Genomic DNA, 26,870 nt, shown 5'->3' on the forward strand with positions numbered 1-26,870 from the left:
CGGACCATGTCTTGGACCGATCGCCCGCGGGTCCGTAGCGTGCTGTTCCATGGCTCTGGCAACGCGGACGGACCGACGGCCGTCCTTCGCACGCACGGTGTGGGACTCCACCGTCGGCAAGAAGACCGTGATGGCGGTCAGTGGTCTGATCATGCTCCTCTACCTGGTCGTCCACATGATCGGGAACCTGAAGATCTTCTTCGGGGCGGGAGAGTTCAACCACTACGCGCACTGGCTGCGCGTCGTGGGGGAGCCGTTCATGCACTACGAGTGGACGCTGTGGCTCGTGCGGATCGTGCTGGTGATCGCCGTCTTCGCCCACGCCACCGCGGCATACCAGCTCAGCCGCCGCGACATCAGGGCACGGCCCAGCAAGTACGTGCACAAGAAGGCGCGGGCGAGCTACGCGACCAGGACCATGCGCTGGGGCGGCGTCATCCTCGGCCTGTTCATCGTCTGGCACATCCTCGACCTGACCACCGGCACCGTGCACACCGGCGGTTTCCAGGAGGGCCGCCCGTACCAGAACGTCGTGGACACCTTCTCCACCTGGTACGGCAACGTCGTCTACATCGTCGCGATGCTCGCGCTCGGCCTGCACGTCCGGCACGGCTTCTGGAGCGCCGCACAGACCCTCGGTGCCGGCAGCCGCACCCGCGACCGCGCCCTGAAGACCGCTGCCAACGTCCTCGCGCTGCTGCTCACGGCCGGCTTCGTCGCCGTCCCCGTGGGCGTCATGACCGGAGTGGTGAGCTGAACATGACTTCCTACGCCGACTACACGACCGGGGAGCCGGTCACCGACACCAAGGCCCCGTCCGGCCCCGTCCACGAACGCTGGGACAAGCGCCGCTTCGAGGCCCGGCTGGTCAACCCCGCCAACCGGCGCAAGCACACCGTGATCGTCGTGGGCACCGGTCTCGCCGGCGGCTCCGCCGGGGCCACCCTCGCCGAACAGGGCTACCACGTCGTCCAGTTCTGCTACCAGGACTCGCCCCGCCGCGCCCACTCCATCGCCGCGCAGGGCGGCATCAACGCCGCGAAGAACTACCGCAACGACGGCGACTCCGTCCACCGGCTGTTCTACGACACCGTCAAGGGCGGCGACTTCCGGGCCCGCGAGTCCAACGTGCACCGCCTCGCCCAGATCTCGGTCGAGATCATCGACCAGTGCGTCGCCCAGGGCGTGCCCTTCGCCCGCGAGTACGGCGGACTGCTCGACACCCGCTCCTTCGGCGGTGTGCAGGTGTCCCGCACCTTCTACGCCCGCGGCCAGACGGGCCAGCAGCTCCTCCTCGGCGCGTACCAGGCCCTCAGCCGGCAGATCGCCGCCGGCAACGTCGAGATGCACCCCCGCACCGAGATGCTCGACCTGATCGTCGTCGACGGGCGGGCGCGCGGCATCGTGGCCCGGGACCTGATCACCGGGAAGATCGACACCTACTTCGCGGACGCGGTGGTGCTGGCCTCCGGCGGCTACGGCAACGTCTTCTACCTGTCGACGAACGCCATGAACTCCAACGCCACCGCCATCTGGCGGGCCCACCGCCGCGGCGCCCTCTTCGCCAACCCCTGCTTCACGCAGATCCACCCCACCTGCATCCCGCGCACCGGCGACCACCAGTCCAAGCTGACGCTGATGAGCGAGTCGCTGCGCAACGACGGCCGCATCTGGGTGCCGAAGGCCAAGGGCGACGACCGGCCCCCGGCCGAGATCCCCGAGGACGAGCGCGACTACTACCTGGAGCGCATCTACCCGTCCTTCGGCAACCTCGTACCGCGCGACATCGCCTCCCGCGCCGCGAAGAACGTGTGCGACGAGGGACGCGGCGTCGGCCCCGGCGGGCAGGGCGTCTACCTCGACTTCGCCGACGCCATCGCCCGCATGGGCCGCAAGGCCGTCGAGGCCAAGTACGGCAACCTCTTCGACATGTACCAGCGGATCACCGACGAGGATCCGTACCGGGTGCCCATGCGGATCTACCCGGCCGTGCACTACACGATGGGCGGACTGTGGGTCGACTACGACCTGCAGACCACGGTCCCCGGGCTGTTCGCCATCGGCGAGGCCAACTTCTCCGACCACGGGGCCAACCGGCTCGGCGCCTCCGCCCTGATGCAGGGCCTGGCCGACGGCTACTTCGTGCTGCCGGCGACCATCAACGACTACCTGGCCCGCAACCCCCACCACGACGCGGTGGACGACGAACACCCCGTCGTCCAGGAGGCACTGGCCGAGACCCAGGACCGGCTGAACCTGCTGCTGTCCGTCGGCGGCGACCGCACCCCCGACTCCTTCCACCGCGAACTGGGCGAACTCATGTGGGAGTTCTGCGGCATGGCGCGCAGCGACGCGGGCCTGCGCAAGGCCCTGGAGCGCATTCCGCAGATCCGCGAGGAGTTCTGGCGGCGCATCACGGTCCCCGGCACCGGCGAGGAGTTCAACCAGTCGCTGGAGAAGGCCAACCGCATCGTCGACTACCTGGAACTGGCCGAGCTGATGTGCCTCGACGCCCTGCACCGCGCGGAGTCCTGCGGCGGCCACTTCCGCGAGGAGTCCCAGACACCGGACGGCGAGGCCGCCCGCCGGGACGAGGAGTTCGCGTACGCGGCCGCCTGGGAGTTCACCGGCACCGGCGAGGCACCGGTCCTGCACAAGGAAGACCTGGTCTTCGAGTACGTCCACCCCACCCAGCGGAGCTACGCATGAAGCTCACCCTGCGCGTCTGGCGGCAGAAGAACGCCGACGCCGACGGCACGATGTCCACGTACGAGGTGGACGGCATCTCACCTGACATGTCCTTCCTGGAGATGCTCGACACGCTCAACGAGCAGCTCATCGTCGAGGGCGAGGACCCCGTCGCCTTCGACCACGACTGCCGCGAGGGCATCTGCGGCGCGTGCTCGCTCGTCATCAACGGCGACGCGCACGGACCCGAGCGGACCACCACCTGCCAGCTGCACATGCGGTCCTTCCGGGACGGCGACACCATCGACGTCGAGCCGTGGCGGGCCTCCGCCTTCCCGGTGATCAAGGACCTGGTCGTGGACCGGTCGGCCCTCGACCGCGTCATCCAGGCCGGCGGCTACATCACCGCGCCGACCGGCTCGGCACCCGAGGCGCACGCCACGCCCGTGCCCAAGCCCGACGCCGACCTCGCCTTCGAGCACGCCGAGTGCATCGGCTGCGGGGCGTGCGTGGCGGCCTGCCCCAACGGCGCGGCCATGCTGTTCACCTCCGCCAAGATCAACCATCTCAACGTGCTGCCGCAGGGGGCGCCCGAGCGGGAGACGCGGGTGCTGGACATGGTGGAGCAGATGGACGAGGAGGGGTTCGGGGGCTGCACCCTCGCCGGGGAGTGCGCCACCGCCTGTCCCAAGGGCATTCCGCTCATGTCCATCACCAGCATGAACAAGGAGTGGCTGCGGGCCGCGCGGAAGGTGAAGCGGTAGGGCCGTGGCGGGGAACCGCGCGACCGGCCGCGGGTGGGCCGCGGCCGGTCGCGCGGTCCCCGCGCCCCCGACCAGGGGCACAGTGAACGTTCGCCGGCAGGTGCGGACGGGCGGGACCGGGAAGGGTGCTCATCCCGGTCCCGTCTCGCTACCGGGGACGGTCGTGCGGCGGTCCTTGCGGCCCCCGTGCGCGACGCACGGTCACCGACCGTCACCGGCTCTGGGCGCCGCGCCAGTAGCGCGCGACCCGGCGGTACTGCACCAGCTCACCCGCCCGGTTCAGCTCCACCCGGTACGTCGCCAGCAGACTGGTGGTGTCCGGAACGCGCGCCAGTTCCAGCACGTCGACGTCGACGATCCAGCCGTCGTCCTCGCCGGGACGCACGGCGGATACTCCTTCGAGAGGCCGGCCGATCAGCTCGGTCAGCGCCGCGGCGGCACGCCGGGCGGCGTCCCCGGCACCGCGCACGGCCGGCCGGCGCCCGGCGGGCGGCTCCGAACGGCCGCGCCGCTTCCGGCCATCGGGTTCGGTCATGTGCCCCACTCTCGCCCCGGCGGCGGGCGCGCGCGTGTCCGGCTGGGCCATCCGGGCCCCGCCCGCGGAGGTGAGCCGTTCAGCAACCCCACATCCCCGCTCCCCGCCCGCGACACGCGGCGGTCAGCCTGCCTCGGGACAACAGGGAACGGCGGCACCGCCCGCCGCCCCCCGGCCCGTGACCAGGAGAAGCCATGACCGGCGCACTGACCGTCGAACGCCCCGCCCAGCCCACGGCCCCCGCCCGCTACACCGTCCGTCTCGCCCGGACCGAGGACGACGTGCGCGCCGCCCAGCGGCTGCGGCACGACGTCTTCGCCGGGGAGCTGGGCGCGCTGCTCTCCGGCCCGCAACCCGGCCTGGACGCCGACGCGTTCGACGCCTACTGCGACCATCTGCTCGTGCGCGAGGAGGCCACCGGGCAGGTCGTCGGCACCTACCGGCTGCTGCCGCCGGAGCGCGCGGCCGTCGCCGGGCGGCTGTACTCCGAGGGCGAGTTCGACCTCTCCGCACTGGACGGCATACGGGCGCAGCTCGTCGAGGTGGGCCGCTCCTGCGTCCACCCGGACCACCGCGACGGCGCCGTCATCGGGCTCATCTGGGCCGGCATCGCCCGCTACATGGCCGACCGGGGCCACGAGTGGCTCGCCGGGTGCTGCTCCGTCCCGCTGGCCGACGGCGGCGCCCTCGCCTCCGCCGCCTGGGACCGGGTGAGCAACGGGCACCTGTCGCCGCCCGAGCTGCGGGTCCGTCCGCTGCTGCCCTGGACACCCGGTCCCGCCCCGGCCGCCCGGGTCGAACTCCCCGCCCTGCTGCGCGGATACCTGCGTCTGGGCGCCTGGGTGTGCGGCGCGCCCGCCCACGACCCGGACTTCGGCGTGGCCGACCTGTACGTGCTGCTGCCGATGAGCCGGGTCAACCCCCGGTATCTGAAGCACTTCCTGTCCCTCGTCCCCGCGTGACGAGCGCCTGGCTGCCCACCGCGCCCTGCTCGCCCCGGGCCTGTGTGGAGAGCACGCCGGCGGCCGTCCGGGCCGTCCCGCGCGCCGTGCTGCGGCTGACCGGCGTCGTCCTGCTGCTCCTGGCCGGTCTCGCGCTGTCCCCGCTCGGCGCGCGGGTGCCGGGGTCCGCCGTGCGGCGGTGGTGCCGGTGGATCGTGCGGGCCGCGGGGGTACGGGTCCGTATCACCGGCGGCCCCGCGCCCGCCGGAGGGCTGTTGCTGGTCGCCAACCACATCTCCTGGCTGGACGTCCCGCTGCTGGCCGCGGTCCGCCCCGCCCGGATGCTGGCCAAGACGGAGGTGCGCCGCTGGCCCCTCGCCGGTGCGCTGGCCGCGCGCGGCGGCACCCTGTTCATCGACCGGGACCGGCTGCGCGCCCTGCCGGACACCGTCGCCCGCATCGCCGGCGCGCTGCGCGAGGGCGCCGCGGTCGCGGCCTTCCCCGAGGGCAGCACCTGGTGCGGCCGGGCCCAGGGCCCCTTCCGCCGGGCCGTCTTCCAGGCGGCCCTGGACGCCGGGGTGCCCGTCCAGCCGGTACGGATCGCCTACCGGCTCGGCCCCGCAACGGCGTGCACCGCCCCGGCGTTCGTCGGCGACGACACGCTGATCGCCTCCGTGTGGCGGGTGCTGACCTCCCGCGGCCTGGTCGCGGAGGTCGAGGTGCGGCCCGTGATCCCCCCGGGCGGCGCCCCCGACCGCCGCGCACTCGCCCGCGCGGCGCAACAGCGCCCCGCGCCGGCACCGGCCGGGACACACGCGGTGCTCGTCGCGTAGGGGGTGAGCACCACCCCGGCTGTCGCGCAGGGGGTGAGCACCACCCCGGCTAGGGGGTGCCCGACAGCGTGCGGGACAGGTACGGGGCGGTCCGGCTGTCCGGCGCGGCCGCCACCTGCGACGGCGGTCCGGCCGCCACCACCCGGCCGCCCGCGTCGCCGCCGCCCGGCCCCAGGTCGACCACCCAGTCCGCGCCCGCCACGACGGACATGTCGTGCTCCACGACGATCACGGTGTTCCCGGCGTCGACCAGACCGTGCAACTGGCGCATCAGGACGTCCACATCGGCCGGGTGCAGACCCGTCGTGGGCTCGTCGAGCAGGTAGAGCGTGTGGCCGCGCCTGCCGCGCTGGAGTTCGCTCGCCAGCTTGATGCGCTGCGCCTCGCCGCCGGACAGCTCGGTCGCGGGCTGCCCGAGGCGCAGATAGCCCAGCCCCACGTCGAGCAGGGTGCCCAGACTCCTGGCCACGGCCGGGGTGTCCGCGAAGAACTCCGCGGCGCTCTCCACCGTCAGATCCAGCACCTGCGCGATGTTCCGTCCCCGGTACGTCACGTCGAGGGTCGACGGGTTGTACCGGGCGCCGCCGCAGTCCGGGCAGGGCGCGTACGTGCTGGGCAGGAAGAGCAGTTCCACGCTGACGAACCCCTCGCCCTGGCAGGTCTCGCAGCGCCCGCCCGCGACGTTGAAGGAGAACCGGCCGACGCCGTACCCCCGTGCCCGCGCCTCGTCGGTGGCCGCGAACACCTTGCGCACCACGTCGAACAGGCCGGTGTAGGTGGCGAGGTTGGAGCGCGGGGTGCGCCCGATCGGCTTCTGGTCGACCGACACCAGCCGGCCCACTCCCTCGGTGTCCTCGGTGATCTCACCGATGAGGGTGGACTTGCCCGAGCCGGACACACCGGTGACGGCGGTGAACGCGCCGAGGGGGAACTCGGCGGTCACGCCGCGCAGGTTGTGCCGGGTGACCGGCCCGACCGTCAGCCGGCCGTTCGGGGTGCGGGCCGGCCGGGTGGGAACGGGGGAGCGGTCGAAGAGGTAGCGGGCCGTCGCCGACTCCGCCACGGCGGCCAGACCGGCGACGGGACCGCTGTGCAGGACCCGCCCGCCGTGCTCGCCCGCCTGCGGGCCGACGTCCACCAGCCAGTCGGCGCCCCGTACGACGTCGAGGTGGTGCTCCACCACGAACACCGAGTTCCCGGCGGCCTTCAGCCGTTCCAGCACGGTGATCAGCGCCTCGGTGTCGGCCGGGTGCAGCCCGGCCGACGGCTCGTCGAGGACGTACACGACACCGAACAGGCCGGAGCGCAACTGGGTGGCCAGGCGCAGGCGTTGCAGCTCGCCGGCGGACAGGGTCGGGGTGGCCCGGTCGAGGCTGAGGTAGCCGAGGCCGAGTTCGACGACCGGCGCGATCCGGGAGCGCAGGTCGTCGGTGAGGACCTTGCCCGCCTCGGAACGCGCGTCGAGTCCGGCGGCCAGTTCCACCAGGGGCAGGGCCGCCAAATCGGCGATGGTCCGCCCGCCGACCGTCACCGCCAGCGCCTCGGGCCGCAGCCGGCTCCCGCCGCAGGCCGGGCAGGGCGCACTGGTCAGGAACCGCTCGGCCTTCGCCCGCAGGGCCTGGCTCCTGGAGTCCGAGAAGGTCTTCATCACGTACCGGTGGGCGCTCATGTACGTGCCCTGGTACGGCCGTTGGATGCGGTCGGCGTCCCGGACCGGGTGCACCGTCACCACCGGCTGCTCGTCCGTGAACAGGATCCACCGCCGGGCCTGCGCGGGCAGCTCCCGCCACGGCCGGTCCACGTCGTGGCCGAGCGCGTCGAGGATGTCCCGCAAGTTCTTGCCCTGCCAGGCGCCCGGCCAGGCGGCGATCGCGCCCTCACGGATCGACAGCGACGGGTCGGGGACGAGCAGGTCCTCGCTCGTCCGGTGCACCCGCCCCAGGCCGTGGCACTCCGGGCAGGCGCCGGCGGCCGTGTTGGGCGAGAACGCGTCGGAGTCGAGCCGCTCGGCCCCGGGCGGGTAGGTGCCGGCGCGGGAGAACAGCATGCGCAGGGAGTTGGAGAGGTTGGTGACGGTGCCGACCGAGGAGCGCGAGGTGGGGGCGGCGCGGCGCTGCTGGAGCGAGACGGCCGGCGGCAGGCCGGTGATCTCCGCGACCTTCGGCGCGCCCACCTGGTGGATCAGCCGGCGCGCGTACGGGGCGACCGACTCGAAGTACCGGCGCTGCGCCTCCGCGTAGATCGTGCCGAACGCCAGCGACGACTTCCCCGAGCCGGACACACCGGTGAACACGGCCAGCACGTCCCGCGGGATGTCCACGTCCACCCCCCGCAGATTGTGCTCGCGTGCTCCCCGCACACGGACGTACGGGTCGTGGGGGACGTGGGGGCGGTCGGGGTCGTGCATGCTCGCGACTCTAGCCCGAGGTGATCGCGGCCAGCCGCCGGTAGGAGTCCAGCAGGGCGTCGCGGTCGTGGGTGCTGGTGGTGACCAGGACCTCCTGGGCGCCGGTCTCCTTCAGCACCGACTCCAGTCCGTCCGCGACCTGCTCCTGCGTGCCGGCGAGCTGACCGGTCAGGCCGGACTCGTACAGGCCGCGCTCCTTGGCGGTCATGGTGAGCGCCTCGACGCGCTCGGCGGGCGGCAGGGGCGGGAAGGTGCCGTGCGTGCGGGAGTACGCCATCGACCAGGCCTCGGGCACCAGCAGCCGCCGGGCCTCCTCGGGGGTCGCGGCCACGGCCACCGTCCCGGAGACGACCACGTAGGGCTCCGCCGCCCAGCGGGAGGGGCGGAAGTGGGTGCGGTAGTGGTCGATGCCGCGCCGCATCTTGTCCCGGTTGCGCAGGTCCCCGATCACCAGGGGCAGTCCGAGCCGGGCGGCGACGGCGGCGCCCTCACCCATGGCCAGGACGAACGGCGGCACGGCCAGCCCTTCGGCCGGGCGGGCGTGCACCCCCGTCGGGGAGGTGCCCTCGAACCAGCCGAGCAGCTCCCGCACCTGCGCTTCGAAGTCCTCGGCGTCGCCCTTGTCGCGGCCCAGTGCCCTGCGCACCCCGTCCGTGAAGCCGACGGAGCGGCCGAGGCCCATGTCGATCCGCCCGGGGTACAGCGATTCCAGCACCCCGAACTGCTCGGCGACGACCAGGGGCCGGTGGTTGGGCAGCATCACCCCGCCGGTGCCGACCCGGATGGTCCGGGTGGCGCCCGCGACGGCCGCGGCCAGGACGGTCGGCGCCGATCCGGCGACCCCGGGCACGCCGTGGTGCTCCGACACCCAGAACCGGTGGTAACCGAGCCGTTCCAGCTCGCGCGCGAACCGCACGGTGTCCCGCAGCGCCTCGGGGTGGGTGTGCCCCTCCCGGGTGCGGGAGCGGTCCAGGACGGAGAAGCGGGCCGAGGCGATCAGGGAGCTCACACCGGTGTCAACGCAGCCGGGCCCCCGGCATTCCCGGCTGCGGGCCCCCTCCTCGTGGCCCGCCCGGCCGGACGGGCGGCCGGGACGCCACCTGGAAGCCGTCTCCCCGGCAGAAGGGGCCCGAAGCGGGTCCCGGTGTGCGCCCGCCGACCGGAGTCCTAAGGTGGGCGTGTGAGCGACGACCCCCGCAAGGCCCCCCTGGCCGTGTTCGACCTGGACAACACCCTCGCCGACACCGCGCACCGGCAGCACTTCCTGGAGAGCCGCCCCAAGGACTGGGACGGCTTCTTCTCGGCGGCGCCGCAGGACGGGCCGCTCATGGAGGGCATCGCGCTGGTCGCGGAGTACGTGCGCCAGTGCGAGATCGTCTACCTCACCGGGCGGCCCGAGCGCTGCCGGCAGGACACGCTCGACTGGCTGGCCGCCCAGGGGCTGCCCGAGGGGCGGCTCCACATGCGCGGGGACGCCGACCGCAGGCCGGCCCGGTTCACCAAGCTGCAGACCCTGCGACGGCTGGCCCGCACCCGCGAGGTCCGCGTACTCGTCGACGACGACGAACTGGTCTGCGAGGACGCCCGGCGAGCCGGCTTCACCGTCCTGCGGGCCGACTGGGCGGCCCGCTCCGCCGAGATGAAGGCGGCCCAGGAGCGGGAGGGGCGCACCTGACGGCAGCCGCGGGAGCGCCCGTGCCCGCCCGGACGGCGGCCTACTCCGCGCCCTCCAGGCGGAAGCCCACCTTGAGGCCCACCTGCCAGTGCGCGATCTGCCCGTCCTCGAGCTGACCGCGCACCTGGGTCACCTCGAACCAGTCCAGGTTGCGCAGGGTCTGCGACGCCCGCTCGACGCCGTTGCGGATGGCCTGGTCGACGCCTTCGTGCGAGGTGCCGACGATCTCGGTGACCCGGTAGGTGTGGTGCGACATGCCGCTGCTCCTCTTCCAGTGACGGATGTGCCACGCGTCACTCCACCGTGCCCCACGCGGCGGCGAAGCGCGAGACGTCGTCCCGCGCCGTCGCCGCCGCCCCGGAGCATCGGTGGGGTCAGCGGGCCGTGCTCAGGGACAGCGCGAACCGCCCCTCGCCGTCGGTCCACCAGTGGGTCAGGTCCAGCCCGGCGGCGGACAGTTCGCCGCGCACGCCCTCCTGCCGGAACTTCGCGGACACCTCGGTACGCAGCTCCTCGCCCGCCGCGAAGTCCACCGCGAGGCCGAGCGCCGGCACCTTCACGGTCTGCTCCGAACGGGACCGCAGCCGCATCTCGATCCACTCCCGCCCGGGGTCCCACCGGGCCACGTGGTCGAACCCGGCGAGGTCGAAGTCGGCGCCGAGCTCCCGGTTGATCACCGTCAGGACGTTCTTGTTGAACGCCGCCGTCACCCCGGCCGCGTCGTCGTACGCCCGGACCAGCACCTCCTCGTCCTTGACCAGGTCCGTGCCGAGCAGCAGGGCGTCGCCCGGCGCGAGCATGGCCCGCACGGACGCCAGGAACGCGGCGCGCTCGGCGGGCAGGAGGTTGCCGATCGTGCCGCCGAGGAACGCCACCAGCCGCGGCCCCGGCGTGTCCGGCAGGGTCAGCTCTCCGGTGAAGTCGGCGATCAGCGCGTGCACGTCCAGGTCCGGCCGCTCGGCGGCGAGCGCCCGCCCGGCCTGGTCGAGCGCACTGCCGCTGACGTCGACGGGTACGTAACTGCGCAGCTCCGTCAGGGAGTCGAGCAGGTGCCGGGTCTTCTCGGAGGAACCGGACCCCAGCTCGACCAGCGTGCGGGCCCCGCTCGCCGCGGCGATGTCGCCGGAGCGTGCCAGGAGGATCTCCCGTTCGGCGCGGGTCGGGTAGTACTCGGGCAGTGCGGTGATCTCCTCGAACAGGTCGCTGCCGTGGGCGTCGTAGAACCACTTCGGCGGCAGCGTCTTGGGGGAACCGGTCAGCCCCCGCCGGACGTCGGCGCGCAACGCGGCGTCGGTGGCGTCCTCGGGCAGGGTGCGGGTCAGGTGGAACGGGCTCACGTGCGGGACTCCTCGGGAGTGGGCGCGAAGGTGTCGGCCGGTTCTTTCAGCGGCGTGAGCAGCACGTCCGTGCGGCTCGCCGCGAGCAGGGTGCGGTCGGGGACCTCCTGCCAGTGCGGATCGTCGTCGTAGGGCTCGGAGGCCACGACCGTGCCGCCGCCGGGCAGGGTGAGATACCACAGCGTGTCGCCCCAGGCGGTCGCCGTGATGGTGTCGCCGTTGGTCATCAGCAGGTTGAGCCGGGAGCCGGGGGCCGCGGCGGCGACCTCCAGGACGGTGTCGGCCAGGGCCTGTCCGTCCTCGTCGCCGCCGCGCAGCCGGGCCAGCACCAGCGCCCAGACGAGAGCCGAGTCGTTGCGGGCCTCCAGGGACAGCAGGTCCTCGTCCGGCAGCGTCCGGGACAGGGCCGCCAGCGTGCCGGGCCAGCCCCTGACCGCCCCGTTGTGGCTGAACAGCCAGGTCCCCGCCGCGAACGGCGCCGCCGCGGCCTCGGCGTCCGCGCCGGACAGCGTCGCGTCGCGCACCGCCGCGAGCAGCCCCTCGGTCGTCACGACCCGGGCCAGGTCAGCGAACGACAGATCCGCCCAGATCGGCCCGGCGCGGCGGTACCGGGCCGGCACCGGGTCGCCCTGGGCGTACCAGCCGACGCCGAAGCCGTCGGCGTTGACCGTCCCGTGGCGTTGGTGCCGGGGCGCCCACGACTGCCGGTACAGCCCGTGCGGGGGCTCCACCAGCAGCCGGCCCAGCGGCTCGCCCGGCCCCACGTAGGCCAGGTGACGGCACATCAGTTCCCCTCCGCGGAGCGGGCGGTGCGGAAGCCGGAGAAGATCTGCCGCCGGATCGGGTAGTCCCAGTTGCGGAACGTGCCCCGGCAGGCCACCGGGTCCACGGCGAACGAACCGCCGCGCAGCACCTTGTGGCCCGGGCCGAAGAAGACCTCGGAGTACTCCTTGTAGGGGAACGCCCGGAACCCGGGGTACGGCAGGAAGTCGCTCGCCGTCCACTCCCACACGTCGCCGATCAACTGCCGTACGCCGAGCGGCGACTCACCGGCCGGGTAGCTCCCGGCGGGTGCCGGGCGCAGGTGCCGCTGGCCGAGGTTGGCGTGCTCGGGGCCGGGGTCGGCGTCGCCCCACGGGTAGCGCATCGAGCGGTCGCCGGCCGGGTCGTGCCGGGCGGCCTTCTCCCACTCGGCCTCCGTGGGCAGCCGGCGTCCCGCCCAGCGCGCGTAGGCGTCGGCCTCGTACCAGCACACGTGCAGCACGGGCTCGTCCGGCGGGACCACCTCGGTGACGCCGAAGCGGCGCCGCAGCCACTGAGCGCCGTCGCGCCGCCAGTACAGCGGGGCGCGGATGCCCTGCCCGCGGATGTGCGCCCAGCCCTCGGGCGTCCACCAGCGCGGGTCGTCGTACCCGCCGTCCTCGATGAACGCCCGGTATGCGGCGTTCGTCACGGGGGTGGTGTCGATGTGGAAGGCGGCCACCTCGCGCCGGTGCGCGGGGCGTTCGTTGTCCAGGGCCCACGGTTCGCCGGAGGTGCCCATGGTGAACGGGCCGCCGGGCACCAGGACTTCGGGCGGCCCGGTGAACAGCGGCACCGGTTCCGGGTCGGGCGCCGTCAGCGCCTGCGGGCCCTTCCTGAGCTGATGGGTGATCAGCATGGTCTCGTCGTGCTGCTGTTCGTGCTGGGCGATCATTCCGAAGGCGAAACCGGCCTCCGTCAGCCGGGTCCCGTCGAAGGCGGCCCGCTCCAGCACGTCCAGGGCCCGGCCGCGTACGTCCGCCGCGTAGGCACGGGCCTCGGCGGGCGCCAGCAGGGGCAGCTTGGGCCGTTCGGCCCGCGGGTGCTCGAAGGCGTCGTAGAGGCTGTCGATCTCCGGGCGTATCGCCTCCTGCCCGGCGACGGCCCGCAGCAGCCACTGCTCCTCCTGGTTGCCGATGTGCGCGAGGTCCCACACCAGCGGCGACATCAGCGGGGAGTGCTGCGCGGTCAGGTCGGGCTCCTCGACGCAACTGGTCAGCAGGGTCGTGCGGTCACGGGCCAGGACGAGCGCGGCGACGGCGCGCTCGCGCAGCGCCTCCGGGTCCGCGGCCGGGGCGTCCGCAGCGGCCTCGGGACGGGTGTCGGTCATGAGCGCGGGTCCTTCCCGTGGGTGCGGCCGTCCGCGGCGCGCTGTCGGTCGAGCAGGTCGTCGGCGGGGCAGCGGCCCAGGACGACGTAACGGTCCAGGAAGGCCGTGACGGCCTCGACGACCTCCGGGGAGGCGCCGAGGCGGGGCAGGGCCTCCAGCGCGGCCGTGAAGCAGACCACGGCCGTCTCGCGCAGCTCCGGATCGGCCAGGGCGGAGCGAGCCGCCTCGCGCCAGAGCGGATTGTCCGGCGCGGCCAGCCCCAGGGTGCGCTCGGCCAGCGGCTTCACCGCCCGGTAGGCGGTCTCGGCGGCCTCCGGGTCGTCGAACAGCGCCGCCGTCACGGCCAGCGGAACGATCCAGCCGTCGTCGCCCGGCTGGGCGTCGATCATGCGCAGTTCCAGGTGGCCGCGTGGCCTGACCGGCGGGAACAGCGTCGTCAGGTGGTAGTCGAGGTCCTCCCGGGTGGGCGGCCTGGGGGCGCGGTTGCGCAGCCACTCACGGAACGTGAGCCCCTCGGGGACCTCCCAGGGCGTCCGGTCGCCGCGTACGCACATCACGGGGGAGTCCAGGACGTGGCGCGTCCAGGCGCCGCGCGGGTCGGCGTCCAGGGGCGGTCCGCCCGCCCGGCCGGCACCGATCCGCGTCCAGGTGAGCTGGCGCGTGGACAGCCAGCCGGTCGGGCGGTGACCGGCGAGCGGGGAGTTGGCGAACGCCGCCACCAGGACCGCGCCCAGGTGGTGGGCCAGCCACCAGCGCCGCACGTGGCCGAGGGGCCCCGGCTCCTCGTGGCCGGCGTCCAGGCACACCTGTACGGAGGCGGAGCTGCACATCATGTCCCGGCCGGCCGGGCCGGTGCGGTCCAGGCTGGTCTCCATGGCGTCGTAGCGCGGTTCGCGCAGGAACCGGCGGGGTGCGTGCCAGGGGTCCTGGCCGAGGCCGACGAGGGTGAGGCTGTCCTGCCGCAGGACCGCGCGGACGGCGTCCAGATCGGCGGAGACGGTGTCGACGCACTCGGTCAACGAGGTGGCGGGCGGCGAGCTGAGCTCCAGCTGGCCGCCGGGTTCGACCGTGAGCGCCGATCGCAGCGGCAGGGTCCGTACGGCCGCGTGGGCCGCCGCGAGTCGTTCGTGGGTGACGGGGAGCTGCGGGTCGCGCAGCTCGTGGACGAGCCATTCCACCTCGACGCCGAGGCGGCGGGGCGGGCCGGTCTTGAAGCAGATGCCGCGGACCAGTGCCTCGACCTCGGCTTCGGACAATGAGGTGCGTGGCCGGGTACAGCCACTTACCGAATCGGACATGTCGGGATCCTCCTGAGATTCCACCATGCCACCGGTCCGGGTACTTCGGCGCCCGGACCGGACGGCTCGTCCCACCCAAGACGGTCGTCCCGCTCACCACAAGGGGGCAAACCGGGACGTCAGTGATCGGTCACCACCGGCGGTCCGGCGATCCCCCGCGCTTCCTCCGGGGTTCTCCGGCCGGGGAAAACTCCGTTGCGCGGCGGTCCGGGCATCGACCACCATGCCTGCGTGAGCACGACAAGAACGGCCGCGCGGCGCGCGGTCACGCCGCGTACGGGGGTCGCGGCGTGAGCGCGCGCCTGCGCGGTGTGGCCCAGGAGACCGAGCGGATCGTCGCGGCGGGCGGCTACCGGACGCCCGGCGGACGCGAGGTGCGGATCGCCGAGCAGGTGGCGGCGGCCCGGGAGGGCACGCGCCTGTACGGGCCGGAACCCGTTCCCGTACCCGCCGTCCGGGTGACGCGGACGCGCATCGAGGTCACCGGGGAGAGCAGCCTGGAGGCCGCCCGCCGGCTGGGCGGGCCCGTGGCGGTCCTGAACTTCGCCTCGGCCCGCAACCCGGGCGGCGGCTATCTGAACGGCGCCCAGGCGCAGGAGGAGGCGCTGTGCCGGGCCTCGGCCCTGTACACCTGCCTGCTGCGGGCCCGCGGCTTCTACGACCACCACCGCGCCCACCGCGACCCCTTCTACACCGACCGGGTCATCCACTCACCCGGTGTGCCGGTCTTCCGCGACGACCGGGGCCGGCTGCTGGAGGAGCCGTACACAGCCGGCTTCCTGACCTCTCCCGCGCCCAACGCGGGCGTGGTGCTGCGCACGGCACCGCAGCGGGCGGCCGAGCTGCCGCACGCGCTGGCGGTGCGGGCGGAACGCGTCCTGGAGACGGCCGCCGCACACGGCTACCCGCGGCTCGTCCTCGGCGCCTGGGGCTGCGGCGTGTTCCGCAACGACCCGGCGCGGGTGGCGGCGGCGTTCCACGGCCTCCTGGGCCCCGGCGGCCGCTTCGCGGCCACCTTCGACCACGTCGTCCTCGGCATCCTCGACCGCACCCCCGGCGCCGCGGTCCGGACCGCCTTCGAGCGGGAGTTCGGCCTCGCCGTTCCCACAGCCGGCGCCTGAAGCGCGGGGAGCCCGTGCTGCGCAGAGCCCGTGCTTCAGGGAGCCACGGCAGCTCTCGTCGCACGACAGGGCGTCAGGCGGGCGGCAGGAGGTCAGCTCCAGCCGTAGCGCTCCTGCAGGCGGCGTCTGACGAGGTTGAAGCGCATGCGGTCCAGGGCGCAGGCCTCCCGGCGCATCCCCTCCTCGTGCAGGCGCAGCACCCGGTCGACGTCCACCCACGAGTCCCGGCCGGACCGGTCCCAGGGGCCGCTGCCGATCGGCACCCACTCCCGGTCGTCGTCGTGCCGCTTGCTGGACAGCTGCACGGCGAGGAACGTCCCCGCCGCCTCCCGCGCGACGACCAGGACCGGGCGGTCCTTGCCGCGGCCGTCGTTCTCCTCGTACGGCACCCACGTCCAGACGATCTCGCCGGGGTCCGGGTCACCGTCGTGGGCGGGGGAGTACTCCGTGCGCACCGGGCCGCTCCTGCGCGGGTCGGCCCGGACGGTGGCGGAAGGGCCGTGGCGGCCGGGGACGTTGTCGTCGGTGAACATGCTCACAGGGGCACCCTAGAGGCCGCCCGATCACCTGGTCACCCGGGTACCCGCCAACCGCGAGGACGCCTGCTCCGCACGACCCCGGCCACACGCCACCTCCACCGCACGGGGACAGGACGGTGGTGGGGACATCCCCACCTTCCGGACTGAGGCCGGCCGCAGCGACAGCCGGGGCATCGGGAGACAGACTTCCGGGTGAGAACCCGGTCCGCGACCACCGCGGGAAGACGCTGCCTTCCGACAGACTTGAGAGCCCTGCATGAGACGCCTCGCCCCCGTCACCCGGATGACTGCTTCACCCCGGCGACAGGTCAGCTCCCTGGTCGCTGCGGCCGGGGCGGTCCTCGTCTCCTTCTTCCTCGTCCCCGACGCCCTGGCCCGGACGTCCGTCAGCACGGCGAACGTCGGTGACTCCTTCCGCCGCGGATTCGTCCTCCACTGGCAGTCCGGCAGCCAGGACCTGCCGCCTCGACTGGAGACCACGGTCGCCTTCTGGTTCCGCTTCCACCTGGTCAAGGCCGGGATCTCCGCACTGCTCCTCGTGGTGACCGTGGCGTTGGGTGTCGTCCTGTGGCGGCACTTCCGGCAGCGGCCCGGTAAGCGGTCCGCCCGCCTCCGCCGAGGGCTGTGCCACGGCGCGGTGGGGATGCTCGGACTCTTCGCCCTGGTGGCGCTGATGGCCAACGTGCAGGGCGCGGTGGCCCCTTACGCCTCGTTGCTCCCCATGCTGACGACCGGTGGCGCGGAGGGCGAACTCGCCGCCACCCTCGCCGAGGTCCGGCAACAGGCAGACGCCCCACCGCATTCGGGGGAGTCTCCGGTTCTCGCCTTCATGGTCAGGGAGTTCGCCGTCTACCACGCCGTCCTGGCCGTGATGGCCGGCGTGATCACCTGCGTCCTGGTCGGCACGAGCATCGTGCTGTGGAAACGGTCGAGGGCCTCGGACGGGCAGTCGAAGCACGCGCCGAGGACGGGCGCCGCCGTCTCAGCACTCTGGGCGGCCGTCGCGCTCGTCCTCGCCTTCTCCAACGCTGCCAACGCGGCGAACTCGCCCCAGGCACTCGCCCGTTTCTTCACCGGGAGCTGGTGAACAGGCCCGCCCCTCAGGGACGGTGGAACCGCACCTCCGGGTGGGCCGGGTCCGGGCCGTCGAGGAGCGGCTGGTTCCTGCCTCGTAGGTGCTCGTCGAAGAAGGCGGCGACGTACGCGCGGGTGACGGCCACCGCGCGGTCGGCCGGGAGGTCACCACCGGGCAGGCCCAGGTGGTGGAGGAGCACGGGCGCGTCGGAGAAGCCGAGGTGGTCGGCGCCGTCGACGGTCAGCCAGTGCTTCTCACCGTGCAGAGCCGTCCAGGTGGTGTCCCAGGAGGTGTCCTCACCGCCCGGCCGGTGGAACTCGTCGGTGCCCAGCAGGAGGAAGGGGCGTCCGTCGAGTCCGTCGGCGGGCACGGTGTCCCAGAAGGTGCCGTCCATGTTCACTCCGGCGTCGATGCGCCGGTCGGCGGACATGGCGCCGAGGGCGCTCGCACCGCCGATCGAGTGGCCGGCCATGCCGATCCGTGTCCGGTCGATGGAGGACGCGTACCGCCAGGCGGGCCGGGAGCCGGTCAGCCGGTCCAGGACGAAGCGGGTGTCGGCGGCCCGCGCCCGGGTGACCAGGCTGCCGTCGGCCCCGTCGTCCTCCTCCAGAACGGCGCAGGCGACGCAGGTCAGGGTGCGTCCGCCCGGCACCGACGTACCGGACGACTCGTAGGCGTGGTCGACAGAGGCGACGACGTAGCCGCGGGAGGCGAGGTCCACGGCGAGGCTGGTGAGGGTGAACCGCGGCAGGCCGAAGCCGGGCGAGAGCACCACCAGCGGGTGCCGTCCCGGAGCAGGGCGTACGTTCACCTCGCTGTGCGTACGGGCCCGCGCCACCTGCCGCACCACCGGCCCTTCGACCGGCAGGTCCTTCAGCAGCAGCCGGGCCTCCTCCCGGGTGGCGTACGGGGCGGGGCGTCCCCGCGCGTGCCGGACGGAGGCGGGATAGTGCAGGGTGACCATGAGTTCCCGGCCGTCGGCCTCGGGCACCCAGGGATCGGGGCGCGCGTGGTCCACGAGATGGAGGACGGAACTCCCCACCGCTCGAGGGCCGGTGGGGGTCGGCAGCCGCACGCGTTCGGCCGGCCGGTCCGGGACGGTCGCGGCGGTGCGCGGAAGGGGCGGCGCGGCCATGACGGTGGTGGCGGCCGGTAACGTGACCGCGCCGGCGAGAAGGGCGGCGGCGGCCGCCCGTGTCAGCTTCTTCATGCCCGGGACGCTACGGTCGCGGCCCCGGACCCCGCGTCCTTCCACGGTCCCGACCACCGCCGGAGCCGTACGACCCCGGTCGGAGACCGGTCTCCATCTCAGGGCCGGACGCGCCGCGTGAGCCTCGTACACATCGAGGTCGGCGACGGTGGGCCGGCGCCCGCGGCACGCCCTGGAAGAACCGCGGCCCCCGGGGCTGCCGGTCGTCGACGCCGCGGTCCGCTTCGGGGCGACTGTCCTCGTGGCCGTCCGCAGCGAAAGGCTGAGACCAGCATCTTCGATACGGCTACGCGGCCGCGGCGTCCGCCGTGACGGGCGGCGAGGGCCACCGGTCCTGCCAGCGCAGCTCCGCCTCCAACTGCGCGGCCACCTGCGCCAGGAGCGGTTCGCTGTGCGCCGGGCCCAGCAACTGCGCCCCGACGGGCAGTCCGTCCGGCGTGAACCCGGCGGGGACGTTGATCCCCGGCCAGCCCAGCACGTTCCACGGCCAGGCATAGGGACAGGCCGCGATCATAGCCCGGTCGGTGGCGAAGCCGCTGAGTTCCAGCAGGGCTCCGATACGGGGCGGAGGAGCGGCCGTCGTGGGCGCCAGGACCACGTCGTAGGCGTCGAAGAAGGAGCCGATACGGCGGTGCAGCACGGCCTCCGCCCGGCGTGCCACGCGCAGCGGCGCCCCGCCGAGCAGCCGGCCCAGCCGGGCCGCCTCCCGGGTGCGCCGGTCCAGCAGCGCCGGGAAGGGCGCCTCGCCCACCCGCTCGGCGATCCCGGCCGTGGCACGCGGCACGAACGTCAGCCCGATCTGCCCGTACGGCGGGTCGGCCTCCTCCACCGTGTGCCCCAGGCGGGCGAGCCGCTCGGCGAGTTCGGTGACCCGGGTGCGCACCTCGGGCAGCAGCCGGGCGGGGACGGCGGTGAAGGGCGGCTTGAGGGAGAGCGCGACGCGCAGCCGCCCGGGGTCGCGTCCGACGGCTGCCGACAGATCGATCGCCGGGGGCCGGTGCGGGTCCAGGTCGTGGTTGCCGCTCGCGGCGTCCAGCAGCAGGGCCGCGTCGGCCACGGTGCGGGCCAGGGTGCCGTTGACGGTGATGCCCTGGAAGGACTCGCCGCGCGGCCAGGTGGAGATGCGGCCGCGCTGCGGCTTGATGCCCACCAGATGGGTCCAGGCTGCCGGGATCCGCACCGAACCGGCCCCGTCCGAGCCCAGCGCGGCGGGCACCAGCCCGGCGGCGACCGCGGCGGCCGAGCCACCCGAGGAACCCCCGGGCGTGTGGTCCGTGCTCCACGGGTTGCGGGTCGAGCCGAACGCGGGACCCTCGGTGAACGGCCACTGCCCGAACTCGCAGGTGTTGGTCTTGCCCACGATCACGGCCCCCGCGGCGCGCAGCCGCCGTACGGCCTCGCCGTCCTCGGGGACCGGCGGGAACTCGCCGCAGCAGCCGAAGGCGGTGGGCTCGCCGGCCACGTCCATGTCGTCCTTCACCGCCACGGGCACCCCGAGCAGCGGCTTGCGCACACCCGCCGCCAGCTCCCGGTCGGCGGCGTCGGCCTCCGCGAGGGCCGCCTCGGTGCGCACGATCCGGAAGGCGTTCACGCTGCTCTGCGCCGCCTCGATCCGGGCCAGCGTGCGCTCGACCAGCGCGCGGGAGGACACCTCGCCGGCGGCCAGCGCACGGGCGGTCTCCGCCAGACCCTCGGCACGGTCGAACGTCATACGGACACCTCCGGAAGCGGCTTGTCTACCGAACGGTAACGTCCGGTGGCCGATGGCGGAACGCCCACGACGGGAGTGGACGTTCACCCACGGGCCACACCCTCCCCAGTACGCACATTCGCCACGTTCAAACGAGGCAGACACGTTTGCGCCGGTGAGCGGGGGGACGTCCCGCCTGGTTGCGTCACTCCACGAAGACGCAGAAGGGATGACCGGCGGGGTCGCGGTACACGCGGAACGGCTCGTCGTCGCCGGGGTCGGGCTGCTCCCGGTCGGCCAGCAGGGTGCCGCCCAGGGCGAGAACACGTGTGTGCTGGTTCCGCAACTCCTGCAGTGAGGGCACGGCCAGGTCCAGGTGCAGCTGCTGCGGGACGGTGCCGTCCGGCCAGGTCGGTGCGCGCAGCTCCGTCACCTGCTGCACGGCGATCTGCGGTCCGCCACGCGGGTCGCGCAGCACCAGCCAGTCCCGGCCGCACTCGTCGGGCCGCCCCGCGGGCGGGGGCTCGTCCCCGTCGCGGTACACCAGGCCCAGCAGGGCCCGGTAGAACTCCGCCAGTGCGCGGGCGTCCGTGCTGTCGAGCACCGTCTGCACCAGCCGGATGCGATTCTCCCCGTCCGTCACCGGACCCGGGTGCCCCGGCAGCCACCGGATACGCCGGCCCGTGCGGGACGGGACGGGCCGTCTCCCCGCCGTGGTCGCGGCGGGGAGACGGCCCGGCCGGGGTCAGCGTGTGCCGGTGACCCGATGCTCCTTCAGGGCACCGCAGTTGGAGCCGTACACCTGCACGTAGGTGTTGGCGATGCTGCCGCCCCAGTCCACGCAGTGGCCCTTGCCGTAGACGTAGGTCGGGCCGGCGTACGAGGTGAACAGGCCCTCGTCGTAGTGGCTCTCCTCCGTGTCCGGCACGGAGGCCCAGGCGGACATGGCGACGGCCTTGCCCGGGTTGTTGCGGATGGTCGCGACGCAGTTCTGGCCGTTGGACGCGTTGTAGGTCAGGTAGACCGTCCCCAGCGAGCCGAGGGCCGCCGAGTTGACCGTCTTGTACCCGCTTCCGCACACCTTCTGCGGTGTGGTGTTGGGCGCGGCGGAGGCCGGTGCCGCCAGGGCGGTCAGGCCCCCCAGTGACAGGGCCGCCACGGCGGAGACGGACAGAACGGAACGGGTGAATCTCATATTTCCCCCTTGAAACTCTTCTGCAACTCTTCGAGGTGGTTGGTCCTGCATGGTGTGACCCGCCGGACACCCAAAGGGTTGTACGTCATCTCCCTTGTGGGTTGCGGCAGTTGGGGAGAGCCGGGTGAAGGGCCGGTTCCGTGTGCCCGTCGGTGCACGTGAGATCCCGAAGATCTGCGCAGGGGTGTCACACGGGCTGCACACCGCCCTTCCAAAGCCTCGTTACCGTTACGCCTCGCTCCAGCGCGCGAACGTGACAAGGTCGCGGCCGGCGTGCCGCCGCAACAGCCAGATCGGGAAGACCACACATGGACTACTGCTCGTCGTGCCGCAGGCACCTCAACGGAGCCCTGGTCTGCCCGGGCTGCGGCGCCTACGCCCCGGACATCGACCCCTGCGGTATCGACGGCCGCACCGGCCGGACCACGGCGAGCAGCACCGTCCCGGCCCCGGGGGAGACCGCCGCGGGCCCGCGGTACGACACGTCCCTCCTGGACCGGACCGTCCCCGGCGCGCAGCGGCCTCCCGTCCTCGCGCCCATGCCGGACCGGACACCCGTGCCGTCCGGCGCCCACGAGCGCCCGGAACCCGGAACGCTCGACGACCGGGTGGACCGCCCGCAGGGCCGCGCCGCGCGGCGCCGGCAGATGGCCCGCTGGAAGAAGAACCAGCGGCGGGCCGTGGTGGCGACCGCCGTCGCACTCGTCGGCGGAGGACTGACCGTCGCCGCCGTGAACGGCAACGCCACCCCCGGAGTGCAGGCGGCCACCACACCGGGTGACACCCCCATGGGCGGCGCCGGGGCGCAGGCGCCGGACTCCACCGGACCCGCCCCGGACCGGTACGGCACCCCGCGGTCCTCGCCCACCGCGGCACCGCGGTCCCCGCGCGCCTCGCGCCACCAGCAGAACCGGTCCGCCGACCCCCGCACCACCCCCGCCGGCACGCACACGGACGCCGCCGCCGCCCCCCGCGAACTGCCGCTGACGACCCCCGGGCGCACCGGGACGGCCGCCCCGGACACGGCGGGCCCCTCCCGCACCGGCGCCGGGACCACCGCTCCGGCCGCCACCACGCCGGCCACGCCCCCCACCGCCGGAACGGACACCCGGCCGCCGGAGTCCCCCGCCACGCCTCCACCCGCGACGGACCCCACGGCACCCGCCCCGCCCCCCGCGGACCCGGGCTCCGGCACCAGCCGCGACGAACTCTGCCTGCTCGTCATCTGCCTCGGCTGAACGAAAACCGGTGGCCGTCCGGCGGCCCCGCTCCGTATCGTCGGACCATGGCCGACGAGTGCTCAACTCCTGTACTGCGCACGGAAGTTCAGGCCCCGGCCACCGGCGGCGCCCTCCTTCCTCGCAGGGACCCGCCCGACGCCCCGCACCCCGCCGCGCACACGGCCCGGCCGCCTCCGCGGCGGGCCGGATCCGCCCTACAATCCTGGCGACCAGATCGGGGGCGTCATCAGCGGGGGAGTCCGCGTGGAAACCATCATCGTGCAGTTGCCCGGTCCCGCCCGGTGGGGCGCGGACGACACGGGCAGTCCGGAACTGATCCACCTGGGGCCGGGGGACATCGCCGACTTCGGCCGCGGCACGGCCGGCGTGCGCATCGTGCTGAAGGACCCCGGCGTCTCCCGCCGCGCGGGCCAGTTGGAGGCGGCGGGCGACTACTGGCGGCTGTCCAACTTCAGCCGCAGCGTGTCGTACGTGGTCGAGAATCTGGAGGGGGCCGGCGAGTACCTGACCGTCGCTCCCGGGCGGCTCGGGGCGCCGGTGCCCTTCGAGTTCTCCCGCGTCGTGCTGCCCGCCCTGTCCGGCACCGCCACCTTCAAGGTGTTCGCACCCCAGCACGCCTACCTGGGCGAGCAGTCCTCCCCGGGCGGCGGCGAACAGACCGTGCACCCCTTCGCCCTGGACCCGACGTCGAAGTACTTCCTCGTCCTGGTCGCCCTCTGCGAATCCCGGCTGCGCGACCCGTCCGACTCGGCACTGCCGGGAGTCGGGCAGATCGTGGACCGGCTGCGGCCGCTGGAGTCCTGCCGGGACCTCACCCGCTCCGCGGTCAACTACCACATCGACTACCTGGCCTTCGCCAAACTTCGCCTGGAACCGGTGGAGGAGGCCGCGGCCGGACCCGACGGCGGCCGCACCGGCGCAAAACGCGCCCGGCTCGCCTCCGTCGCCCTGCGCTTCGGACTGGTACGCGAGGAACACCTCGGCCTGCTGCCGCCGCGCAGCGCCCGCCGCCCCGCCCCGCAGGAGGCCGGCGCATGAGCACGCCCGACGCCCCGGACGACGAACTGGAGGCACCCCGGCCGCGGTTGCCGGAAGGCTTCCGGATCGGCGACTGGGAGACAGGTCCCGTCATCGGCTCCGGCGGCTGGGGCACCGTGTACGAGGGGCGTGCGGTCGCCGACGGCGCGCCCGTCGCCGTGAAGGTGCTCCCCACCGGCACCCTGGGACCCGGGCAGCGTGCCGCGCTCGGTGAACTCGTCGCCCGCGAGGTCCGGTTCAGCGCCGAAGCCGACCATCCGCACCTCGTCCGCACCCACGCCGTCTGCACCGTCGAGGCGCCGGGGACCCCCGAACTCGACGGGGCGATCGCCCTGGTGATGGACCGGGCCGAGGCCAGCCTGAAGGACGTGCTGGACTCCGCCGCGACGGGCGCGCCGATCGACGGCGCCCCGAGCATCCTGCGCGGCGTGGCCGCCGGACTCGCCCACATGCACGACGCCGGATGGGTGCACGGCGACCTCAAACCCGCCAACGTCCTGCTGGGCCCCGGCGGCCGGGTGTGGCTCGCCGACTTCGGTCTCGCCACCGAACTCGACGGCACCCACGCCCACTTGCCGCCGCTGGGGACGCTCGACCACCTGCCGCCCGAGTGGTGGTCCCAGCGCACCGGCGCCGACGGTTCCGTCGTCCGGCCCACCGCCGACGTCTGGGCGTTCGGCGTCCTCGCCCACCAGGTCCTCACCGGCGGACTGCACCCCTTCCCGGGCGCCACCGCCCGGGCCCGTTCGCTCGCCGCCCAGGCCTACGCACGCGGCACCGCGGCGCTGCGGCTGGACGCCGGGCTCGACGAGGACATGCGCCGGCTCATCGCCGACTGCCTGGCCCCCGACCACGCCGGGCGGCTGCCGCACACGGCGGGCACCGTCGCCGCACGGGTCGAGGAGATCACCGGCGTCCCCGAGCGCCGCCGCAGACGGTTGGTGCCGGCCGTCGCGGCCGGGCTGGCCGTCCTGGCCGCCGCGGCGGTCGCCGGGACGCTGTGGCTCGACGGGGCCGATGACGAGCGGGGCGACGACGGCGGCCGGCGCACCCAGGCCGCCGCCACCGGCCCGCGCGGCGACGCGCCCGGCGAGATCCCCGCCGCCTCCGACGTCCCCGCGTCGCTGCGCGACGTCATCACCCGCGCCGCGCACCGCTGCACGGACGAGGAGATCACCCCCGCCCTGCTCGCCGCGCTCGTCAAGGCGGAGAGCGGCTTCGACCCGAAGGCCTCCCGCCCGGCCGCCGACGAGTACGGCATCGCCATGTGGACGCCGTCGGTGTTCCGGGCCTGGGCCGTGGACGGCGACGGGGACGGGGACAAGGACCACATGTCACCGCCGGACGCGATCTCCACGATGGCCGGATACGTGTGCTGGCTCGACCAGCGCTTCAAGGAGGCGGGACTGCCGAAGAAGGACCTCCCCGCCCTGGTGGCCGCCGGCTACCGGACCAGCGACCGCACGGTCATCGAGGAACGCGGTGTCCCCGAACGGGTCCGGCCGCACGTCGACAAGGTGCTGCGCTACCACGCCGAGTACCTGCGCTGACCGGGGCGGCCGCGGCAGCCGGCGCCCCGGAGCGGCACGTACGCGAGCGGTGGGCCGGACCCGTCAGGGCCCCGCCCACCGCTCGTCCCCCGTTCCCGCCACGGCTACGGCTGACCGCACTCCGGGACGTTCGGCAGCCGGTCGTCCGGCGAGCTTATGTAGATGGTGGAGATGTAGCCGCCGTACTGCGGCAGGTAGGCCCACCAGTCGTTGGTGTACGGCGGCACACTGACCGTCTCGCCCCGGGTCTGGCAGCCGACCAGGACCTCGACGCCCGCCGGGAGCCGGGTCACCCGCCCCGAGCTCGTCGCCGGCGCCTTGCGGACGTTGACGAGCTCGCCCCAGGTGCCGAACCAGCTCCCGGACGGCCGCACACCGCCCGGCACGTCCAGCGAGCGGGTCAGCCGGCCGATGTCGGTGTACGCCTTCCCGTACGGCGTGCCCACCGGGTGCAGGGTCAGTACGGCCACGATCGTCCGGTCGTCCGCGCCGACCGTGCCGGTGGTGTGCAGCGCCGGCCGTGTCAGGTCCACGGCGGCGGGGCCCGGGGCGGGGGCCGGAGCCGCCGGACTCTGCGCAGCGTCCTCCGGGCCGCACGTGCCCTTCGCGTACTTCCCGGACCAGCCCTGTTTCACGGCCCAGGGACGGTCGAACGCCCCGGCGATGCCGAAGTGCTGGTCGAAGCCGTCGGACGCGCAGCGCGTGGAGGCGCGCAGGTTGTCCATGACGAAGGTGCGCACCGGTGCGGGGGCCTTGTCCAGCACGTACCGGTAGATCGTCACCGTGTCGCGGGCCGACACGGAGGTGTAGCCCCAGTACCCCTCGTACCCCGCGGGGGGCGGGTCGGTGTCGCGCAGTCCGAGCCGCTCGGACATCCGGGCGATGATCGCCGAGCCGCCCCGCGCCTGCCAGTAGTGGCTCGCCGCGTCGTCGTCACTGCTGCGCAGCATGGGCTCCAGAAGAGCCCGGTCGGCCGACGGGACGGTGTAGACGGGACCGCGGTCCCACAGGAAGTCGAGCGTCAGCAGCAGCTTCACCACCGAGGCGGAACGGAACTTCGCACGGTCGTCGACCTGTTCCGTGAAGACTCCGGCACGGCGGTCGAAGACGGCCACACCGGCGGTGACACCGGCCGGGATCTGCGCGTCCCCGGCGGCTTCGGCCGCCTGCCCGGCCTTCTCCGCCCGGGGCTGTGCGGATGCGTCGGTCGTCAGCGAGGCGACCGTGACGACGGTCGCGAGTGCGGCGGCGCCGCGCAGGAACACACGCATGGTTGCCCTTCCCGGGTGCCCGGTTGTCGACGGGGCCCGGCGGCCCCGCGGCGGCCACTGTAGGAACGCGGGCGGTGCGCGCGGTCCTGACGGATGTCAGGGCATCCCCGGCGCACCCGGCCGCGCACCGGCGCAGCGGGGACACGGCCGGCCGCTCGGTCGTCCCGGACGACCCCGGTCGGCCGCCGGTCCCGGACGTGACCGGAACCGCTCGACGCTCCCGGAGTGTCCGGAACCGCTCGACGCTCCCGGACATGACCGGAACCGCTCGACGCTCCCCGCCCGCGATTCGGCCGAAAACCGCTCGACGCCCCCGGCCGCCGCTGCCTAC

The 26,870-nt window shown here is 74.0% G+C and carries 25 protein-coding genes; 11 read left to right on the forward strand and 14 right to left on the reverse strand.

The features are described 5' to 3' along the window. Positions 1 to 49 precede the first annotated feature (49 nt). From ACZ4M5_RS03270 to ACZ4M5_RS03280, 3 genes are read left to right on the forward strand one after another with little or no spacing between them, the layout of a single operon-like run. Positions 50 to 757: a succinate dehydrogenase gene (locus ACZ4M5_RS03270; RefSeq protein WP_467732503.1), complete on the forward strand. Its 708-nt coding sequence runs from the start codon at positions 50 to 52 to the stop codon at positions 755 to 757. 2 nt (positions 758 to 759) lie between these two features. Next, positions 760 to 2,709 carry a fumarate reductase/succinate dehydrogenase flavoprotein subunit gene (locus tag ACZ4M5_RS03275; RefSeq protein WP_467732505.1) on the forward strand — a complete coding sequence of 650 codons (1,950 nt, stop codon included), beginning with the start codon at positions 760 to 762 and terminating at the stop codon, positions 2,707 to 2,709. Next, positions 2,706 to 3,452, forward strand: coding sequence for a succinate dehydrogenase/fumarate reductase iron-sulfur subunit (locus ACZ4M5_RS03280; RefSeq protein WP_467732507.1), 747 nt, complete (start codon positions 2,706 to 2,708; stop codon positions 3,450 to 3,452). The genes ACZ4M5_RS03275 and ACZ4M5_RS03280 overlap by 4 nt, the downstream gene beginning before the upstream one ends. A gap of 211 nt (positions 3,453 to 3,663) precedes the next feature. On the opposite strand, the gene ACZ4M5_RS03285 is transcribed toward ACZ4M5_RS03280, so the two are convergent. Then, on the reverse strand, positions 3,664 to 3,987 hold the full coding sequence (locus ACZ4M5_RS03285; protein ID WP_467732509.1) for a gas vesicle protein GvpO: 324 nt from the start codon (positions 3,985 to 3,987) through the stop codon (positions 3,664 to 3,666). 194 nt (positions 3,988 to 4,181) lie between these two features. Here ACZ4M5_RS03285 and ACZ4M5_RS03290 point away from each other — a divergent pair, with 194 nt between their 5' ends. Further along, complete coding sequence (locus tag ACZ4M5_RS03290; RefSeq protein WP_467732511.1) at positions 4,182 to 4,949, forward strand: GNAT family N-acetyltransferase; 768 nt, start codon at positions 4,182 to 4,184, stop codon at positions 4,947 to 4,949. Beyond that, positions 4,946 to 5,761 carry a lysophospholipid acyltransferase family protein gene (locus ACZ4M5_RS03295; RefSeq protein WP_467732513.1) on the forward strand — a complete coding sequence of 272 codons (816 nt, stop codon included), beginning with the start codon at positions 4,946 to 4,948 and terminating at the stop codon, positions 5,759 to 5,761. Before ACZ4M5_RS03290 ends, ACZ4M5_RS03295 begins: the two co-directional genes overlap by 4 nt. A 49-nt stretch (positions 5,762 to 5,810) precedes the next feature. Here the strand turns inward: ACZ4M5_RS03295 and ACZ4M5_RS03300 are convergent, their stop codons facing one another. Continuing rightward, positions 5,811 to 8,168 carry an ATP-binding cassette domain-containing protein gene (locus ACZ4M5_RS03300; RefSeq protein ID WP_467732515.1) on the reverse strand — a complete coding sequence of 786 codons (2,358 nt, stop codon included), beginning with the start codon at positions 8,166 to 8,168 and terminating at the stop codon, positions 5,811 to 5,813. A 10-nt stretch (positions 8,169 to 8,178) separates the two neighbouring features. Then, on the reverse strand, positions 8,179 to 9,177 hold the full coding sequence (locus ACZ4M5_RS03305; protein ID WP_467732517.1) for an LLM class flavin-dependent oxidoreductase: 999 nt from the start codon (positions 9,175 to 9,177) through the stop codon (positions 8,179 to 8,181). 171 nt (positions 9,178 to 9,348) lie between these two features. On the opposite strand from ACZ4M5_RS03305, the gene ACZ4M5_RS03310 reads away from it, so the two are divergent. Further along, a complete protein-coding gene (locus ACZ4M5_RS03310; RefSeq protein WP_467732519.1) occupies positions 9,349 to 9,843 on the forward strand; it encodes a phosphatase domain-containing protein in 495 nt (164 codons plus the stop codon). A 40-nt stretch (positions 9,844 to 9,883) separates the two neighbouring features. Here the strand turns inward: ACZ4M5_RS03310 and ACZ4M5_RS03315 are convergent, their stop codons facing one another. The 5 genes from ACZ4M5_RS03315 to egtA form a co-directional block, all read right to left on the reverse strand. After that, positions 9,884 to 10,099 carry a dodecin gene (locus ACZ4M5_RS03315; RefSeq protein ID WP_467732521.1) on the reverse strand — a complete coding sequence of 72 codons (216 nt, stop codon included), beginning with the start codon at positions 10,097 to 10,099 and terminating at the stop codon, positions 9,884 to 9,886. A gap of 118 nt (positions 10,100 to 10,217) precedes the next feature. Further along, positions 10,218 to 11,180 (reverse strand): L-histidine N(alpha)-methyltransferase, encoded by a 963-nt coding sequence (gene egtD, locus ACZ4M5_RS03320; RefSeq protein ID WP_467732523.1) that lies wholly within the window; start codon positions 11,178 to 11,180, stop codon positions 10,218 to 10,220. After that, positions 11,177 to 11,965 (reverse strand): ergothioneine biosynthesis protein EgtC, encoded by a 789-nt coding sequence (gene egtC / locus ACZ4M5_RS03325; protein ID WP_467732525.1) that lies wholly within the window; start codon positions 11,963 to 11,965, stop codon positions 11,177 to 11,179. Before egtC ends, egtD begins: the two co-directional genes overlap by 4 nt. Then, on the reverse strand, positions 11,965 to 13,311 hold the full coding sequence (gene egtB / locus ACZ4M5_RS03330; protein ID WP_467732527.1) for an ergothioneine biosynthesis protein EgtB: 1,347 nt from the start codon (positions 13,309 to 13,311) through the stop codon (positions 11,965 to 11,967). Before egtB ends, egtC begins: the two co-directional genes overlap by 1 nt. Further along, on the reverse strand, positions 13,308 to 14,609 hold the full coding sequence (gene egtA / locus ACZ4M5_RS03335) for an ergothioneine biosynthesis glutamate--cysteine ligase EgtA (RefSeq protein ID WP_467732529.1): 1,302 nt from the start codon (positions 14,607 to 14,609) through the stop codon (positions 13,308 to 13,310). The genes egtB and egtA overlap by 4 nt, the downstream gene beginning before the upstream one ends. Positions 14,610 to 14,899: 290 nt before the next feature. Between egtA and ACZ4M5_RS03340 the strand changes: the two genes are divergently transcribed. After that, a complete protein-coding gene (locus tag ACZ4M5_RS03340) occupies positions 14,900 to 15,730 on the forward strand; it encodes a TIGR02452 family protein (protein ID WP_467732531.1) in 831 nt (276 codons plus the stop codon). A gap of 92 nt (positions 15,731 to 15,822) precedes the next feature. On the opposite strand, the gene ACZ4M5_RS03345 is transcribed toward ACZ4M5_RS03340, so the two are convergent. Continuing rightward, positions 15,823 to 16,269: a type II toxin-antitoxin system PemK/MazF family toxin gene (locus tag ACZ4M5_RS03345; protein ID WP_467732533.1), complete on the reverse strand. Its 447-nt coding sequence runs from the start codon at positions 16,267 to 16,269 to the stop codon at positions 15,823 to 15,825. A 283-nt stretch (positions 16,270 to 16,552) separates the two neighbouring features. Between ACZ4M5_RS03345 and ACZ4M5_RS03350 the strand changes: the two genes are divergently transcribed. Further along, positions 16,553 to 17,356: a tat (twin-arginine translocation) pathway signal sequence gene (locus ACZ4M5_RS03350; RefSeq protein WP_467732535.1), complete on the forward strand. Its 804-nt coding sequence runs from the start codon at positions 16,553 to 16,555 to the stop codon at positions 17,354 to 17,356. Between the two features lie 13 nt (positions 17,357 to 17,369). On the opposite strand, the gene ACZ4M5_RS03355 is transcribed toward ACZ4M5_RS03350, so the two are convergent. The 4 genes from ACZ4M5_RS03355 to ACZ4M5_RS03370 form a co-directional block, all read right to left on the reverse strand. Further along, complete coding sequence (locus ACZ4M5_RS03355) at positions 17,370 to 18,554, reverse strand: alpha/beta hydrolase family protein (protein WP_467732537.1); 1,185 nt, start codon at positions 18,552 to 18,554, stop codon at positions 17,370 to 17,372. A gap of 286 nt (positions 18,555 to 18,840) precedes the next feature. After that, entirely contained in the window at positions 18,841 to 20,265 is a 1,425-nt protein-coding gene (locus tag ACZ4M5_RS03360) for an amidase (RefSeq protein WP_467732539.1), read from the reverse strand. Positions 20,266 to 20,449: 184 nt separating this feature from the next. After that, entirely contained in the window at positions 20,450 to 20,887 is a 438-nt protein-coding gene (locus ACZ4M5_RS03365; RefSeq protein ID WP_467732541.1) for a VOC family protein, read from the reverse strand. A gap of 102 nt (positions 20,888 to 20,989) precedes the next feature. Further along, complete coding sequence (locus ACZ4M5_RS03370) at positions 20,990 to 21,439, reverse strand: spore-associated protein (RefSeq protein WP_467732543.1); 450 nt, start codon at positions 21,437 to 21,439, stop codon at positions 20,990 to 20,992. 308 nt (positions 21,440 to 21,747) lie between these two features. Here ACZ4M5_RS03370 and ACZ4M5_RS03375 point away from each other — a divergent pair, with 308 nt between their 5' ends. The 3 genes from ACZ4M5_RS03375 (at position 21,748) to ACZ4M5_RS03385 (ending at position 25,268) form a co-directional block, all read left to right on the forward strand. Continuing rightward, a complete protein-coding gene (locus tag ACZ4M5_RS03375; protein ID WP_467732545.1) occupies positions 21,748 to 22,677 on the forward strand; it encodes an SCO2400 family protein in 930 nt (309 codons plus the stop codon). A gap of 246 nt (positions 22,678 to 22,923) precedes the next feature. After that, complete coding sequence (locus ACZ4M5_RS03380) at positions 22,924 to 23,718, forward strand: serine/threonine protein kinase (RefSeq protein WP_467732547.1); 795 nt, start codon at positions 22,924 to 22,926, stop codon at positions 23,716 to 23,718. After that, positions 23,715 to 25,268, forward strand: a complete 1,554-nt coding sequence (locus tag ACZ4M5_RS03385; protein WP_467732549.1) for a protein kinase domain-containing protein — start codon at positions 23,715 to 23,717, stop codon at positions 25,266 to 25,268. The genes ACZ4M5_RS03380 and ACZ4M5_RS03385 overlap by 4 nt, the downstream gene beginning before the upstream one ends. 104 nt (positions 25,269 to 25,372) lie before the next feature. On the opposite strand, the gene ACZ4M5_RS03390 is transcribed toward ACZ4M5_RS03385, so the two are convergent. Further along, positions 25,373 to 26,539 carry a hypothetical protein gene (locus tag ACZ4M5_RS03390; protein WP_467732551.1) on the reverse strand — a complete coding sequence of 389 codons (1,167 nt, stop codon included), beginning with the start codon at positions 26,537 to 26,539 and terminating at the stop codon, positions 25,373 to 25,375. Positions 26,540 to 26,870: the final 331 nt, after the last annotated feature.

This window comes from Streptomyces sp. NPDC026246 (assembly GCF_055567995.1).

What these genes read in the sequence shown, in the direction of transcription:
- ACZ4M5_RS03385 (WP_467732549.1), top strand. Translation starts at nt 23,715, where the DNA reads ATGAGCACGCCCGACGCCCCGGACGACGAACTGGAGGCACCCCGGCCG.
- ACZ4M5_RS03360 (WP_467732539.1), bottom strand. Translation starts at nt 20,265, where the DNA reads ATGACGTTCGACCGTGCCGAGGGTCTGGCGGAGACCGCCCGTGCGCTG.
- ACZ4M5_RS03350 (WP_467732535.1), top strand. Translation starts at nt 16,553, where the DNA reads ATGACTGCTTCACCCCGGCGACAGGTCAGCTCCCTGGTCGCTGCGGCC.
- ACZ4M5_RS03285 (WP_467732509.1), bottom strand. Translation starts at nt 3,987, where the DNA reads ATGACCGAACCCGATGGCCGGAAGCGGCGCGGCCGTTCGGAGCCGCCC.
- ACZ4M5_RS03270 (WP_467732503.1), top strand. Translation starts at nt 50, where the DNA reads ATGGCTCTGGCAACGCGGACGGACCGACGGCCGTCCTTCGCACGCACG.
- ACZ4M5_RS03370 (WP_467732543.1), bottom strand. Translation starts at nt 21,439, where the DNA reads ATGAGATTCACCCGTTCCGTTCTGTCCGTCTCCGCCGTGGCGGCCCTG.
- ACZ4M5_RS03290 (WP_467732511.1), top strand. Translation starts at nt 4,182, where the DNA reads ATGACCGGCGCACTGACCGTCGAACGCCCCGCCCAGCCCACGGCCCCC.
- ACZ4M5_RS03355 (WP_467732537.1), bottom strand. Translation starts at nt 18,554, where the DNA reads ATGAAGAAGCTGACACGGGCGGCCGCCGCCGCCCTTCTCGCCGGCGCG.
- ACZ4M5_RS03275 (WP_467732505.1), top strand. Translation starts at nt 760, where the DNA reads ATGACTTCCTACGCCGACTACACGACCGGGGAGCCGGTCACCGACACC.
- ACZ4M5_RS03300 (WP_467732515.1), bottom strand. Translation starts at nt 8,168, where the DNA reads ATGCACGACCCCGACCGCCCCCACGTCCCCCACGACCCGTACGTCCGT.
- egtA (WP_467732529.1), bottom strand. Translation starts at nt 14,609, where the DNA reads ATGTCCGATTCGGTAAGTGGCTGTACCCGGCCACGCACCTCATTGTCC.
- ACZ4M5_RS03375 (WP_467732545.1), top strand. Translation starts at nt 21,748, where the DNA reads ATGGACTACTGCTCGTCGTGCCGCAGGCACCTCAACGGAGCCCTGGTC.
- egtB (WP_467732527.1), bottom strand. Translation starts at nt 13,311, where the DNA reads ATGACCGACACCCGTCCCGAGGCCGCTGCGGACGCCCCGGCCGCGGAC.
- ACZ4M5_RS03315 (WP_467732521.1), bottom strand. Translation starts at nt 10,099, where the DNA reads ATGTCGCACCACACCTACCGGGTCACCGAGATCGTCGGCACCTCGCAC.
- ACZ4M5_RS03390 (WP_467732551.1), bottom strand. Translation starts at nt 26,539, where the DNA reads ATGCGTGTGTTCCTGCGCGGCGCCGCCGCACTCGCGACCGTCGTCACG.
- egtC (WP_467732525.1), bottom strand. Translation starts at nt 11,965, where the DNA reads ATGTGCCGTCACCTGGCCTACGTGGGGCCGGGCGAGCCGCTGGGCCGG.
- ACZ4M5_RS03280 (WP_467732507.1), top strand. Translation starts at nt 2,706, where the DNA reads ATGAAGCTCACCCTGCGCGTCTGGCGGCAGAAGAACGCCGACGCCGAC.